The organism is Stenotrophomonas bentonitica (assembly GCF_002887735.1).
In the GTDB taxonomy this organism is placed as follows: domain Bacteria; phylum Pseudomonadota; class Gammaproteobacteria; order Xanthomonadales; family Xanthomonadaceae; genus Stenotrophomonas; species Stenotrophomonas bentonitica_A.
This window is the reverse complement of record NZ_PKQP01000002.1, coordinates 90,919-104,948: the sequence shown is the minus strand read 5'-3', so window position 1 is coordinate 104,948 and position 14,030 is coordinate 90,919. Positions and strand designations below refer to the sequence as shown.

Below are 14,030 nucleotides of genomic sequence, written 5' to 3'. Positions count from 1 at the left end.
ACCCCCACCACACGCGCCGGATGAGCATCCGGCTGCCCACCTGGGTCTGGATCGGCGCGATCGCGCTGTCCTGCGTGGCCGGAATGGTCAACGTGGTCGGCTTCCTCGGCTTCGAGCACCAGGCGGTCAGCCACATGACCGGCACCACCAGCCAGCTCGGCATGGCGCTGGCCCAGCGCGACTGGCGCGTGGTCGGGCATCTGTGGGGACTGCTGATCGCCTTCTGCGTGGGTGCCACACTCAGCGGCGTGATCATCCAGGACAGCGGCCTGCAGCTGGGCCGCCGCTATGGCGTGGTGCTGGCGCTCGAATCGCTGTTGCTGCTGATCGCGATCCCCTTGTTCAAACAGCAGCAGATCTGGGGCGCGCTCGCGGCGGCGATGGCCTGCGGCCTGCAGAACGCGATGGCGACCACGTTCAGCGGGGCGGTGGTGCGCACCACCCATCTCAGCGGCATGTTCACCGACCTGGGCATCGGCCTGGGTCACCTGTTGCGCGGCCTGCCACTGCCGATCCGGCGGCTGACCCTGAGCGGCCTGATCGTCAGCGGTTTCCTGGCTGGCGGCGTGATCGGCGCCGGGTTGTTCCTGCGCTTCGGTTACGACGCGCTGCTGGCGCCTGCCCTGCTGACCGGCGGCACCGGTCTGGGCTACGTGCTGTACCGGCAGTGGGCGCTGCTGCGGGCGCGCTGACGGCGCGGCAGCAATACGGCGGCAAACATTGCACAATCGAGGCATGACGCCTTCCAGCCCCGTTTCCGCCCTGACCATCGCCGGCTCCGATTCCGGCGGTGGCGCAGGCATCCAGGCCGACCTGAAGGCCTTCGCCGCCCATCGCGTACATGGCCTTTCGGCGATTGCCGCGCTGACCGCACAGAACACCCGCGGCGTCACCGCCGTGCACGTGCCGCCACTGGAGTTCCTGCAGGCGCAGATCGACGCCTGCTTCGCCGATTTCGATATCCATGCGGTGAAGCTGGGCATGCTCGCCAATGCCGAGGTGATCGGCCTGGTGGCCGACGCGCTGGAAAAGCACCGCCCGCCGCATGTCGTGCTGGATCCGGTCATGGTCGCCACCAGCGGTGCCAAACTGCTTGAAGACGCCGCCCTGAAGGCCATGCGCACGCGCCTGGTTCCACTGGCCACGCTGCTCACGCCCAACACGCCGGAAGCCGAGCTGCTGCTCGGCCGCCGCATCGTCACCGCCGAAGACGCTGAAGATGCCGCCGACGCGCTGCTCGAGCTGGGTGCCGGCGCGGTACTGCTCAAGGGCGGCCATCTGGATGAAGGCAGCCGCGTGATCGATCGCTACTTCGACGGCGTCACCCGCGACGAGTTCATCCACGCCCGGTTGCCGGTGGATGCGCACGGCACCGGCTGCACGTTGGCCTCGGCGATCGCCGCGCAGCTGTGCCAGGGGTTGTCGTTGCCGAACGCCTGCGAAGCGGCCATCGACTACGTCGCGCGGGGCCTGCAGAGCGGTTACTACCCGGGCCGCAGCGAGGTGCTGGTGATCGACCACTTCGGCGCGGCACGCCCGGCATGATCGACGCCTCTCCCCTTCCCGTGCAGACCGGCGATGGCCATCGCTTCGAACTGCTGGCACGCGTGCCGACGCAGCCACGCGCACGCCTGCTGTGGTTGCCGGCGCTGGGCGTCGCCGCGCGCCACTACCTGCCCTTCGCCGATGCGCTCGCGGCGCGTGGCATCGCGGTGTACCTGCATGAGTGGCGCGGCAACGGCAGCAGCAGCCTGCGGCCGTCGCGCACGCAGGATTGGGGGTATCGCGAGATCCTCGAACACGACCTGCCGGCCAGCCTGGCCCAGATGCCCGAAGACGCGGTAACGCCCCTGATCATCGGCGGCCACAGCCTCGGCGGTCAGCTGGCCTGCTGCTTCGGCGGGTTGCACCCGCAGCGCTTCGCACGGGTGTGGCTGGTCGCCAGCGGCACGCCGTACTGGCGCACCTTCCCCGCCCCGCGCGGCTGGGCGCTGCCGCTGGTGTACCGCTTCCTGCCCTGGCTGGCACAGCGCCAAGGGGTCCTGCACGGCAAGAAGCTCGGCTTCGGCGGCACGGAAGCGCGCGGCCTGATCCGCGACTGGTCACGCGTAGGCCTCAACAACCACTATGCGGCGGCGGGCATGGCGACCGATCTGGAGGCCGGCATGCGCACCCTGCAGGGCCAGGCCACTGCCGTGGTGATGGATCACGACTGGCTGGCACCGCCTTCCTCGATGCAGGCCCTGCTGGCCAAGATGCCCGGCATGCGTGCGCAGCTCAGCGTGTTGAGTGCGCAGGCGCTGGGCACGCGTGCCGATCACTTCGCCTGGATGAAAACGCCGGAAGCCGTGGTGGAGCGCCTTTTTCATTCATTTGAATGAAGACCTTCACAAAAACCGTTGACGAATGCGACGCCGATCCGCATAATTCCGCTCCTGTTGACGCGCCCGTAGCTCAGTTGGATAGAGTACCTGGCTACGAACCAGGCGGTCGGGAGTTCGAATCTCTCCGGGCGCACCATCAACAGGGTATCGATTTCGCCGTCGGTATCAGTAATGAAAATTCGATGTAAATGCGCCCGTAGCTCAGTTGGATAGAGTACCTGGCTACGAACCAGGCGGTCGGGAGTTCGAATCTCTCCGGGCGCACCATCAACAGGGTATCGATGTCGCCGTCGGTATCAGTAATGAAAATTCGATGGAAATGCGCCCGTAGCTCAGTTGGATAGAATACCTGGCTACGAACCAGGCGGTCGGGAGTTCGAATCTCTCCGGGCGCACCATTACATCGAATGGCAGGCTTGCTTGCCTTCCCGTCGAACGTGGCAACACGCGCGGCAGGACACACAACCAGACAATGCAAATGCGCCCGTAGCTCAGTTGGATAGAGTACCTGGCTACGAACCAGGCGGTCGGGAGTTCGAATCTCTCCGGGCGCACCATTGCATCGACGAAGACAGCAGCCATCGGTTGCTGTTTTTTTTTGCGTTGTCCCCAACTGTCACCCCTGCGGCGGGGCGTGCGCCTGTGCCGCCTGCATCGCCATCAGGTCGGCTTCACCCGGCAGTTCCGGCGCGGGGCACGCACCACCGGCGTGGTCGTCATGCGCCAGCCAGTCATCCACCACACTGCCCAGCAGATCCACGCGCAGTGGCAGCGTGATGTGGTCTTCGCCACGCAGCTCGATGTAGTGCACGCGCGGGCTGGCGGCCGCCAGGCGGCGCCCCTGCCCGACCGGTACATGCTGATCGTCCTGGCCATGCAACAGCAGCACGCAGGCGCGGCTGTCGGCCAGCGCGCGGGTGACATCGACGCGGTCCAGATCCAGGTCCAGCCGCTGGCTGGCGGCGGCGATCACCTGGTCGATATCCTGACCGCCATAGCGCCAACGTCCGTAGGCGGCCATCGCCTGCGCTTTCCATGCCGTCGGTTGCAGTGACATCAGGTGCGGGATCATGCTGCGGATGGCATCGCCGGCATTGGCGAAAGACTCCATCGCCACCACGCCGGTGACCTGGTCGCCGAGCTTGTCGGCGGTGAACAGCGCAGTGGCAGCGCCATAGGACACCCCGAACAGGTACAACGGCCCGACCACTTCACCACGCGCCTTCAGCGCCGCGATGACATCGACCACGTCGTCCGATTCGAAGGTGCCGTAGCCCGACGGTCCCGCACCCGAATGGCCGTGGTTGCGCAGGTCGATGGTGACCACGCGGTAGCCGGACTGCGCCAGCTGCAGCGACCACGGCAGCATCGCATCACCGTTCATCATCCAGCCGTGCAGCAGCACCACCGTGCCGCGCGGTGCCTGCGCCCGGAACGGGTGCGGCAGGTCCAGCGCCATGCCGGTGCGCAGCGGCTCGCCGTTGTCGTGCTGCTGGGCCAGGTACTGGTAATGCAGCCCGTACTGACCGGGGTCGAACGCACGCCAGAAGATCGGCACGCCCGCGCGCCCGGTCACCCGGCCATGCCGGTTGGGCACGCTCTCCACCGCTTCGGCGATGCGCGGCATGTCCAGCAGCGTGGATACGCCGCCGGGCGCGATCAGGCGATCACTCAACGAGGTCGAGGCAGCGGTGGAGGTCAAGGAAGAGCAGGCAGCCAGCCACAGGCCAGCCCCGGCCAGCAGCAACAGCAGCAAGCGCTTCATGGGCAGAATCGGAAAAACCAGACGAGTCGCGCAGGGTACCGATCACGCAGGCGCCGCTCTATCGCATCCAGATGACCATCCGATGACAGCCAAGCCAACATTCAGCTTGAACGGACGGGCAGCGGCATCGCCGCAGGCCCCTGCCCGGCCTGCGATCAGCCCAGCCAGCCTTCCATGGTGGGCCACCAGCCCGCCAGCACCTCCGGGCGCTGCAGCCGCTCCCGCCACCAGCGCAATGCGGCCCCCTCCTCGCCGGTGCGCCAGGCCAGCCAGAACGTCTCGTCCGGTTTGGGTTCCTCGACCTGTTTGATCACCAGCCGGCCGTCCCGCACCGCCTGCTGCACATACGGCTCGGGCAGGAAACCGAAACCGAGCCCGGCGCACTGCAGGCGGAACTTGCTGACCATGTCCGGCACGGTGACCGTTTCCTGTCCCATCAGCAGGCCCACCGTACGCGGCAGCAGCCGCCGTGCCGAATCGGCCACGGCGATCGCGCAGTGGGTGGCCAGCTGCTCACGGCCCAACGGTTCGGGCGCGGCCGCCAATGGATGTGAGGGCGACACGGCGAACACGAAGCGCACCACGCCCATCGGCTCGACTACGTAGCCGCCGCCACTGGGCCCCTCACCCGGCGCGCCGACCAGCAGGTCCGCGCGCCGGTCCAGCAATGCCTCCCACGTGCCCGAGAGCGATTCAGTGATCAGCCGCATCCGGGTCTGTTCGGCCACCGCGTTGAAGGCTCGTACGTCCTCGGCCAGCAGCGCCGGTACGAACATCGAATCGACCGCCACGGTCAGCTCGGCTTCCCAGCCGGAGGCCACGCGCCGCACCCGCATCTCCAGCTCGCGGGCGGCCCGCAGCAGATGGCGCCCCTCTTCCAGCAGCGCCTCCCCGGCCGGGGTCAGGTGCGCGCGCGGCCCGACCCGGTCGAACAGCTGCACGCCCAGGTCTTCTTCCAGCTTGGCGACTGTGTAGGAGATGGTCGAGGGCACCTTGTGCAGGGCCTTGCCGGCCGAGGCGAACGAGCCACGGCGGTCGATGGCGTCCAGGATCTGCAGGGCGTCGAGGCTGAGCTTGAGCATTCGAAATTTTCGATGATGGCTTGCGAAACTATCCGTTTTTCAAGCGGTCGGAGCAAGCGGATACTGGCCGCAACAGGAAAGGGAACGGCAGCGACCACCCCGGACCGCCATCGAAACCATCGAACACCCAGGAGATTCCCATGCTGCAGATCCGCAAGAGCAACACCCGTGGCAAGGCCGACCATGGCTGGCTGAACTCCATGCACACCTTCTCCTTCGCCAATTACTACGACCCGCGCTACGTCAGCTTCGGGCCGCTGCGGGTGATCAACGAAGACCGCGTGCAGGGCGGCCAGGGTTTCGGCACCCACAGCCACAGCAACATGGAGATCGTCTCCTACGTGCTCGGCGGCGCGCTGGAGCACAAGGACTCGATGGGCACCGGTTCGGTGCTGCGCTACGGCGATGTGCAGCGCATGAGCGCCGGCAGCGGCGTCAGCCACAGCGAGTTCAACCACTCGGCCGACGAGGCGGTGCACTTCCTGCAGATCTGGCTGTTCCCCGATCAGGAAAACATCACCCCGAGCTACCAGGAGACCCACTTCGCGCCGGAGACCAAGCGCGGCCAGCTGCGCCTGATCGCTTCGCGCGATGGCCGTGAGGGTTCGCTGCTGATCCACCAGGATGCCAACCTCTACGCCACGATCCTGGACGGTGACGAGCGCGTCCACCTGCCGCTGGCCCCGGGCCGCGGCGCCTATGTACAGGTGGCCCGCGGGCAGCTGCAGGTCAACGGCATCACCCTGGAAACCGGCGATGCGCTGCAGGTCAGCGACGAGGCGCAGCTGACGCTGGAGAACGCCAATGATGCGGAAGTCATCGTGTTCGACGTCGCGCTGTAATCACCAGGCGCGGAAACGCAGACACCCCGGTTGCCCGGGGTGTCGTTCGTTGCGTGGATCAGAATCTGTAGTTCAGCGTCAGCCGGACGTTGCGAGGCTCACCCCAGGTGTAGGTGCTGTACCAGCTGAAGATCGTGTAGTAGTGCTTGTCCAGCAGGTTGTTGACGTTGAGCGTCGCCGAGAGCTGGTCATTGAACTGGTAACGCGCCATCGCATCGAGCAGCCAATAGGGCTCGGTGCGATGGACCTGGCTTCCGCCGGTGGCCGGGTTGGTGATGGTGCCGAAGGTGCTGCCCTGCCAGCGCGCGCCACCGCCGAGGCTCCAGCCATCAGCCACACCGGTGAGCCGGTAGCTGGTGTGCACGCTGAACTGGTCTTCCGGCTCCAGCGTGGAGACCTTGGCGGACTGCTGGCGCGCGATCTTGTGCGCGTAGCCGCCCTGCACCTGCCAGCCCGGCGCCAGCTGACCGGACACCTCCAGCTCATATCCCTTGGTGCGTACGCCCATCAGGCCTTCATAGGCGATGCCGCCACTCGGCGTCCTGCCGCCGGTCGGCTGCGCGTAGTTGTCCTGTTCCAGCTGGAACACCGCCGCACTGGCATTGAGGCGGCCATCGTAGAACTCCGCTTTCAGGCCGGCTTCGTAGCTGCGCCCTTCCAGCGGATCGAGCACCCGGCCCTGCTCGTCCTGGTTGCCCTGCGGCTTGAAGATGGTGCTGTAGCTGGCGAACACCGAGACGTTGCGATTGAGGTCGTACACCAGGCCGGCATACGGCACGACCACGCCGCTCTCGTCGGTATCCGGAGACTTGTAGTTGGCGATGCGGCTGCCGAGGATCAGCTTGAGCGGATCGGCCAGGTCGAAACGGCCCACCACGTAGGCACCGCTTTCGCGGGTGACCTGGTTGTCACCGTAGCCCCACTGCCAATCCGGCTCGGGCACATCGCCGGTCCAGGCGTAGTAGTCGGCAACGCTGCTGACATAGCCCGGCTGCGGCGAGTAGCCGTTGTTGACCCAGCGCTTGCGCGACACGCTGCCACCGACCACCAGCTCATGCTGCCGGCCGAACCACTCGAACTTGCCGCTGACGTACAGATCGGCCGCATTGCTGGTCGTCTTGCCGATGTACTGGCCCAGCCACATGCTCACGCCCTCACCGGTGACCGGATCGGGATTGCCACCGGCCGCCGCGCCCAGCGAGGCGTCATACCCGTTGACCTGGTGATTGAGCTGCAACTTGGCGACCCAGTCATTGGCGAAGGTGTGCTCCAGCGTGGCGAAGCCGGTACGGGCGTACTGGCCCCAGCGGCTCCAGCGTGCGCCGTTGTTGAACGAGCGCGGCATCCTGTTGAAGTTGCCCTCGCTGTCCAGCAGCGGAATGCCACCCCAGCTGGACCCTTCCGGATCGCTGTCCTGGTAATCGGCACCGACAGTCAGCAGGGTGCTCTCGCCGACGTCGGCCTCGAGAATGCCGTAGAAGACTTCATTGCTGCGCTGGTAGTGGTCGGCATTGGAATGCTTGTCCTGGTAGGCGCCCACGACGCGGCCGCGCACGCGGCCACTTTCAGTGAGCGGCCCGCCGACATCGACCTCGGCGCGATAGCTGTCCCACGAGCCCACGCCCAGCGTGGCGCTGCCAGCCAGTTCGCGGGTCGGCTTCTTGCGCACCAGGTTGATGGTCGCGCCCGGATCGCCCATGCCGGTCAGCAGGCCGGTGGCGCCCTTGAGCACTTCGATGCGGTCATAGATGGCCATGTCGCTGAGCGTGTTGCCGGCCGAGTAGGCCGAATCGCGCGCCATCGGGATGCCGTCGTACTGGAAGTTCTGCACCGCAAAGCCACGCGCGTAGTACTCGGTGCGCTCGCTGTCATAGGTGACGATGCTCACGCCGGGCGTGACCTTCATGACGTCATCGATGCCGTTGAGCCCGAAGTCGTTCATTTCCTGCCGGGTGATCACGCTGATCGACTGCGGCGTCTGGCGCGGACTGAGCACCAGGCGGGTGGCGGTGGCGATCGTGCCGGGCGTGTACGAATCACTGCCCTCGGTGACGGTGCCGAGCTGGTTGGCGGTGACCTGCACGGTCTGCAGGGTCTGTGCGCCGTCCTTGGCAGGTGCCTCGCCCGCCGGCGCCTCTTCGGCCTGCACGGCAGACGCGGACAGGGCCAGGCCCAGCACGCAGCCCATCGCCTGCATCAGCGGGGAGATCGAGGGAACAGCACGACGACGACCCGAATGGATCGGGGCAACACGGAACGGAACGACGGACACGGCAATGCCTCCAGGCAGGAAGGGATTCCTCTGGCGGCGGCTGGAGGGAACGATTGGGCGGCATGATGCCGCATCCGGCGGGCCAGCGGAAGGCCAGCCCGCCCAGGGACGCGGACGGCGCCCGGCCACGCCCCACTGGGCGCGGGGCGTGATGGGTCGGGTTGGCGCGCCGCTCAGCTCAAGCGATCTGCCGGCGCTTCGGCCTGGTCAGCCGCGCGGCACCGGCGCATCGGAGGCAATCAGCTTTTCCTGCTTGAGCTCTGCCCAGAAGGCGCCCGGCACCGCCACGGACATGGAAGCGACGTTGGCCAGCACCTGTTCGGGCGTGCGCGCGCCCGGAATGACCGCCGAGACCACCTCCGGCGCATCGGCGAACTGCAGCGCCGCGGTGCGCAGGTCCACGCCATGGCGATCACAGATGGCCTGCACCCTGGCACGCTTTTCCGGCGCCCACGACGGCACCTTGCCGTCATACAGATAGCGATCGCGCCCAGCCAGGTAGCCAGCCAGCAGCGGCGAGCCGACCACTACCGATGCTCCGTGTGCGGCGATCTTGGGGAAGGTGTCGTGCAGGGCCTGCTCGTGGTCGAGCAGCGAGTACTGGCAGGCGAGCAGGAAGATGTCCGGATCCGCCTCGGCCACCGCACGCAGGGCGGGCTCGGGACGGTTCACACCGAAGCCCCACGCCTTGATCAAGCCCTCCTCGCGCATGCGGGTCAGTGCTGGCATGGCGCCCTTCGCCGCTTCCGCGAAGCGCTGCTCCCACGGCATGCCCAGGTCTTTCTCGTTGTCCGGCGAGAGGTCATGGATGAAGACCACATCCAGCTGCGACACACCAAGCCGGTTGAGGCTGTCCTCCACCGAACGCCGCGTGCCGTCGGCGGAGTAGTCGTAGCGGTAATGGAACGGCGAGGGATCCTTCCACATCACCTCCTGCAGTTCACCGGCGGTCGCGGTCAGCAGCCGGCCGACCTTGGTCGACAGCGTGTACTCGCGCGCCGGGTGGTTGTGCAGGTGATGGCCGTAGCGGCGCTCGCTCAGGCCGAGCCCGTACCAGGGTGACGTGTCGTAATAGCGCACGCCTGCCGCATAGGCCGCTGCCAGCGTGGCTTCACTCTGTGCGTCGCTGGCGGCCGCGAAGCCATTGCCGATCGCGACACCGCCCAGGCCCAGGCGGGTCTGCGGACGATAGCGCCTGCCCTGCTGCGCCGGATTGCCGGGCAAGGGTTTCGTCGAGGCCTGGCCGCGGGTGGGCAGGACGCTGCCCGGGCCGGACGACTGCGCCATCAACGGTGAAGCGGCGAAGGCTGCGGTGCCGGCGGCTGCAACGGAGAGGAAGTGGCGACGTGCGTTCACGGCGACTCCTGATTCTGCGGGGGAAGCGCACAGCGTCGCAGAACGGTGGTGCAGAGCATGCCGTTGCCGCGTCAAGGCAGCGGCAACATTGCTCCCCCCGCCGCCGTGCGGATGCTCAGCCCTGGGCAGCGCCGGCGGCGAGAAGCAGCGTCTCGATCGCGCGGTACCCGCGCTGGCGTGCATGCTGCAGCGGGCTAACGCCGTCACCGTCGGGCAGGTTCACATCCGCGCCCGCCGCGATGAGCTGACGGACGATCTCGACATGCCGCGGGCCGCCATCGGCGAGGATGATCGCCTCCAGCAGCGCGGTCCACTGCAGGTTGTTGACATGATCCACCTCGACGCCGGCAGCGATCAGCGTCGCCACGGTCTCCACGTGCCCGCGTTCGGCCGCCGGAATGAGTGCAGTGCCACCGTAGCGATTGGTGCTCTTCAAGTCCGCACCGGCCGCCAGGGTCGCGCGCAGGATCTCGAGATGCCCGCGGGCACCGGCGTAGAGATAGGGGCTGTCCTGGATCGCATCCTTGGCATTGACGTCGGCACCCGCCTGGATCAGCGCAAGCGCGGCCTCCACGTGATTGTGGTGGGTCGCAACCAGCAACGGTGTCGCCTTCGCCACGCCGCGCGCATCCACCCTGGCGCCCTGCCCCAGCAGCGTACGCACTGCAGTGGCATCGCCCTTCTCCGCTGCCCGATGCAGCCGCTCATCCAACGAAGCGGCACCGGCCGGCATGACCATGCCCATCAGCAGGCTCATGACCACCCAGCCGCGTAGCGACCTCCTTCCCATCGACATGTTCCTGCTCCTTCCACGGGGGCGCCCGGTGGGCGCCGCTGGAGAACGACCGTAGCCGAGCCGCCGCGCCGGCACCAATGAAGATTGGGGATCGACTGCATTCGCCATCCGAATGCGTCGGCCGACGCGCGTTCCGCCGGTTTCATGCGTATGGCGATCACTATTACGCCGCCTTCCTTATCGATCCGGTTGGGTATCGGATCGAGGCGGCCTGCACATCGGTCGCCTGAGCCGGATCGCATAAAGAAAAAGGCCTCCGTACTTGCGTACGAAGGCCTTTTCTACAACTGGCGGAGCGGGAGGGATTCGAACCCTCGATAGAGTTTTAAGCCCTATACTCCCTTAGCAGGGGAGCCCCTTCAGCCACTCGGGCACCGCTCCAGTGTTCTTGGTCCGCCACTGCGATGAATCATCTCAGCGGGGGCGCGAATAATAACGTTTTCCGCGCCCTCAGGTAAAGCCTTAATCCGAAGAATTTTCACTTCCGGATGCATTCGGCTCATCACCGCGCTGGATGCGCTGGTAAATCTCTTCGCGGTGCACGGCCACGTCCTTCGGAGCGGTGATACCGATACGCACCTGGTTGCCCTTGACGCCGAGCACGGTCACGCTGACCGAGTCACCGATCATCAGGGTTTCGCCTACGCGGCGAGTCAGGATCAACATTTGTTCAAGTCTCCAGGGAACCGGTGGTGGCATTTCCCCACCGGCTTGGCGCCCCGGCAAGAGCGCCCCACGACAACGGGAAAAGATTCGCCATAGTACCGTCAGGCCTCCCGCCCCTTCAAGGAGCAGGAACCGTCAGGTTGTTCAGATACGGGGGGTGACCCAGTCGACGACGGCGGCCAGTGCAGAAGCAAGGGCGGGCCCGTCCTCACCACCACCCTGGGCGAGGTCCGGGCGGCCGCCGCCCTTGCCCCCGATCTGACTGGCGATATGGGCCAACAGTTCCCCGGCCTTGACCTTGCCCATTGCGCTGCCGTTCACGCCCGCGACCAAGGCGGCCTTGCCGTCCTGGGTGCCGGCCAGCACGATCACCGCATCACCGAGCTGCTGCTTGAGGCGGTCGATGGCATCGCGCAGGGCCTTGGCGTCGAAGCCTTCCAGGCGCGCGGCCAGGATCTTGACGCCCTTGACCTCCACTGCGCCGGCGCCAAGATCGGCGGTCGCGCCCGCAGCCTGTTTGGCCTTGAGTGCGTCGAGTTGGCGCTCGAGCTTCTTCTGGCGCTCGCCGAGCTGGCGGATCTTGTCGACCACGTCACCGGCGTTACCGCCGAGCAGTGCGGCCGCTTCACTCAGCTGGGCTTCTTCATGGGCCACGTAATCCAGGGCGCCCTGCCCGGTCACCGCTTCGATACGGCGCACGCCGGAGGACACGCCACCTTCGGCGGTGATCTTGAACAGACCGATGTCGCCGGTGCGCGAGACATGCGTACCGCCACACAGTTCGGTGGAGTAGTCGCCCATCTTCAGCACGCGCACGTGTTCGCCGTACTTCTCGCCGAACAGTGCCATCGCGCCGAAGTCGAGCGCTTCCTGCATGCCCATGTTGTGGACTTCGGCCGCGTTGTTGGCACGCACCTGCTCGTTGACCTTGCGCTCGATGATCGCCAGGTCCTCGGCGCTGATCGGCGCGAAGTGCGAGAAGTCGAAGCGCAGGCGATCAGGCGCAACCAGCGAGCCCTTCTGCTGCACGTGGGTGCCCAGCACTTCGCGCAGGGCGGCATGCAGCAGGTGGGTGGCCGAGTGGTTGAGGATGGTGGCGCCGCGGCGCTTGCCATCGACCTGGCCGGACAGCACGTCGCCGACCTTCAGGCTGCCCTGGGTGAGCCTGCCCACATGGCCATGGAACTGGCCGGCAAACTTCTGCGTGTCGCGGATGTCCACCTGCACGCCCGCGCCGGTCAGGGTGCCGTTGTCGCCGACCTGGCCGCCGGATTCGGCGTAGAACGGGGTCTGGTTGGTCAGCACGATGACGTCGTCACCGGCCTGGGCGGTCTCCGCCGGGCGGCCGTCCTTGAGGATGGCGACCACGGTGAGGTCGTCGGCCTGCAGGCGGTCGTACCCAAGGAACACGGTCGGCTTGAGCGTGGCGACCAGATCGGCCGACAGGGTCACGCCGCCGCCGAACTTGCCGGCCGCGCGCGCGGTCTCGCGCTGGGTCTCCATCGCGGCGTTGAAGCCGTCGATGTCCACGGTCAGGTCACGCTCGCGCGCGATGTCCTGGGTGAGATCGAGCGGGAAACCGTAGGTGTCGTACAGGCGGAACGCATCCACGCCGGGGATCACGCCGTTGCTGACCTTGGCCGCGACGTCGTCGAAGATCTTCATGCCCGAATCCAGCGTTTCAGCAAAACGCTCTTCCTCGGCCTGCAGGGCGCGCACGACGGTGTCGACCTGGGCCGGCAGTTCCGGATAGGCCACGCCCATCTGCTCGACCAGGGTCGGCACCAGCTTGCTGAAGAACGGCTGGCGCACGCCGAGCATCCAGCCATGGCGCAGCGCGCGGCGGATGATACGGCGCAGCACGTAGCCGCGGCCTTCGTTGGACGGCAGCACGCCATCGACGATCAGGAACGAACACGCGCGGATGTGATCGGCGATCACGCGCAGCGACTTGTTCTCCAGATCGGCCATGCCGGTCAGCTCGCTGGCCTTGCGGATCAGCGCCTGGAACAGGTCGATTTCATAATTGGTATGGACGTGCTGCAGGATCGCGGCCAGGCGCTCCAGGCCCATGCCGGTATCCACGCACGGCGCCGGCAGCGGCACCAGGGTGCCGTCGGGCTGGCGGTCGAACTGCATGAAGACCAGGTTCCAGATCTCGATGAAGCGATCGCCGTCTTCGTCGGGCGAGCCCGGGGGGCCGCCGGCGATGTGGTCGCCGTGGTCATAGAAGATCTCGGTGCACGGACCGCACGGGCCGGTCTCGGCCATCTGCCAGAAGTTGTCCGAGGCGAACGGCGCACCCTTGTTGTCGCCGATGCGCACGATGCGCGATTCCGGAATGCCGACCATGTCGCGCCACAGCGCGTAGGCCTCGTCATCGGTCTGGTAGACGGTGACCAGCAGGCGCTCGGCCGGCAGCTTCCAGACCTGGGTCAGCAGCTCCCATGCCCAGGCGATGGCATCCTTCTTGAAGTAATCGCCGAAGGACCAGTTGCCCAGCATTTCAAAGAAGGTGTGATGGCGCGCGGTGTAACCGACCTGGTCCAGGTCGTTGTGCTTGCCACCGGCGCGCAGGCAGCGCTGGACGTCGGCCGCGCGCACGTAGCTGCGCTTCTCGGCGCCAAGGAACACGTCCTTGAACTGCACCATGCCGGAATTGGTGAACAGCAGGGTCGGATCATTGCCCGGCACCAACGGCGCCGACGGCACGATCGTATGACCCTTGCCCTTGAAGAACTCAAGGAAATCGCTGCGGATCTGGGAGGTAGTGAATTTGACGGATGCGTTCATGGGGGGCTGGCTTTGTGCGGGCCGGTCAGTCCCTGGCACGCAGCCCCAATGGCCGGGTGTCAACTGCAGGACCG

11 protein-coding genes and 5 tRNA genes are annotated in these 14,030 nt (G+C 66.7%); 8 read left to right on the top strand and 8 right to left on the bottom strand.

Annotated features, from left to right (window positions below):
* Positions 1 to 20 precede the first annotated feature (20 nt).
* The 7 genes from C0R07_RS04860 to C0R07_RS04830 all read left to right on the top strand — a co-directional run bounded on the left by C0R07_RS04860 (position 21) and on the right by C0R07_RS04830 (position 2,941).
* Entirely contained in the window at positions 21 to 692 is a 672-nt protein-coding gene (locus C0R07_RS04860; RefSeq protein ID WP_019183301.1) for a YoaK family protein, read from the top strand.
* A gap of 43 nt (positions 693 to 735) precedes the next feature.
* On the top strand, positions 736 to 1,545 hold the full coding sequence (gene thiD, locus C0R07_RS04855; RefSeq protein ID WP_070470633.1) for a bifunctional hydroxymethylpyrimidine kinase/phosphomethylpyrimidine kinase: 810 nt from the start codon (positions 736 to 738) through the stop codon (positions 1,543 to 1,545).
* Positions 1,542 to 2,381, top strand: a complete 840-nt coding sequence (locus C0R07_RS04850) for an alpha/beta hydrolase family protein (protein WP_102788304.1) — start codon at positions 1,542 to 1,544, stop codon at positions 2,379 to 2,381. Before thiD ends, C0R07_RS04850 begins: the two co-directional genes overlap by 4 nt.
* 62 nt (positions 2,382 to 2,443) lie before the next feature.
* A tRNA-Arg gene (locus C0R07_RS04845) sits at positions 2,444 to 2,520 on the top strand.
* 54 nt (positions 2,521 to 2,574) lie between these two features.
* Positions 2,575 to 2,651: transfer RNA gene (locus C0R07_RS04840), tRNA-Arg, on the top strand.
* A gap of 54 nt (positions 2,652 to 2,705) precedes the next feature.
* Positions 2,706 to 2,782, top strand: a tRNA-Arg gene (locus C0R07_RS04835).
* 82 nt (positions 2,783 to 2,864) lie between these two features.
* Positions 2,865 to 2,941, top strand: a tRNA-Arg gene (locus C0R07_RS04830).
* Positions 2,942 to 3,000: 59 nt separating this feature from the next.
* Here C0R07_RS04830 and C0R07_RS04825 read toward each other — a convergent pair.
* Positions 3,001 to 4,149 (bottom strand): alpha/beta fold hydrolase, encoded by a 1,149-nt coding sequence (locus tag C0R07_RS04825; protein ID WP_070427101.1) that lies wholly within the window; start codon positions 4,147 to 4,149, stop codon positions 3,001 to 3,003.
* 155 nt (positions 4,150 to 4,304) lie between these two features.
* Positions 4,305 to 5,231 (bottom strand): LysR family transcriptional regulator, encoded by a 927-nt coding sequence (locus C0R07_RS04820; RefSeq protein ID WP_070470637.1) that lies wholly within the window; start codon positions 5,229 to 5,231, stop codon positions 4,305 to 4,307.
* A gap of 140 nt (positions 5,232 to 5,371) precedes the next feature.
* Between C0R07_RS04820 and C0R07_RS04815 the strand changes: the two genes are divergently transcribed.
* Complete coding sequence (locus tag C0R07_RS04815; protein ID WP_070470639.1) at positions 5,372 to 6,073, top strand: pirin family protein; 702 nt, start codon at positions 5,372 to 5,374, stop codon at positions 6,071 to 6,073.
* A gap of 58 nt (positions 6,074 to 6,131) precedes the next feature.
* Here C0R07_RS04815 and C0R07_RS04810 read toward each other — a convergent pair whose 3' ends face one another.
* The 6 genes from C0R07_RS04810 to alaS all read right to left on the bottom strand — a co-directional run bounded on the left by C0R07_RS04810 (position 6,132) and on the right by alaS (position 13,956).
* Complete coding sequence (locus C0R07_RS04810) at positions 6,132 to 8,270, bottom strand: TonB-dependent siderophore receptor (RefSeq protein ID WP_102788303.1); 2,139 nt, start codon at positions 8,268 to 8,270, stop codon at positions 6,132 to 6,134.
* 282 nt (positions 8,271 to 8,552) lie between these two features.
* A complete protein-coding gene (locus tag C0R07_RS04805) occupies positions 8,553 to 9,701 on the bottom strand; it encodes an aldo/keto reductase (RefSeq protein WP_046273628.1) in 1,149 nt (382 codons plus the stop codon).
* Between the two features lie 115 nt (positions 9,702 to 9,816).
* Positions 9,817 to 10,497: an ankyrin repeat domain-containing protein gene (locus tag C0R07_RS04800; protein ID WP_046273629.1), complete on the bottom strand. Its 681-nt coding sequence runs from the start codon at positions 10,495 to 10,497 to the stop codon at positions 9,817 to 9,819.
* 288 nt (positions 10,498 to 10,785) lie between these two features.
* Positions 10,786 to 10,878: transfer RNA gene (locus C0R07_RS04795), tRNA-Ser, on the bottom strand.
* Positions 10,879 to 10,959: 81 nt separating this feature from the next.
* Positions 10,960 to 11,163, bottom strand: a complete 204-nt coding sequence (gene csrA, locus C0R07_RS04790) for a carbon storage regulator CsrA (protein WP_019183311.1) — start codon at positions 11,161 to 11,163, stop codon at positions 10,960 to 10,962.
* Between the two features lie 144 nt (positions 11,164 to 11,307).
* The gene (gene alaS, locus C0R07_RS04785; protein ID WP_102788302.1) at positions 11,308 to 13,956 is read right to left on the bottom strand and encodes an alanine--tRNA ligase; all 2,649 of its coding nucleotides are present in this window, start codon (positions 13,954 to 13,956) and stop codon (positions 11,308 to 11,310) included.
* Positions 13,957 to 14,030 lie beyond the last annotated feature (74 nt).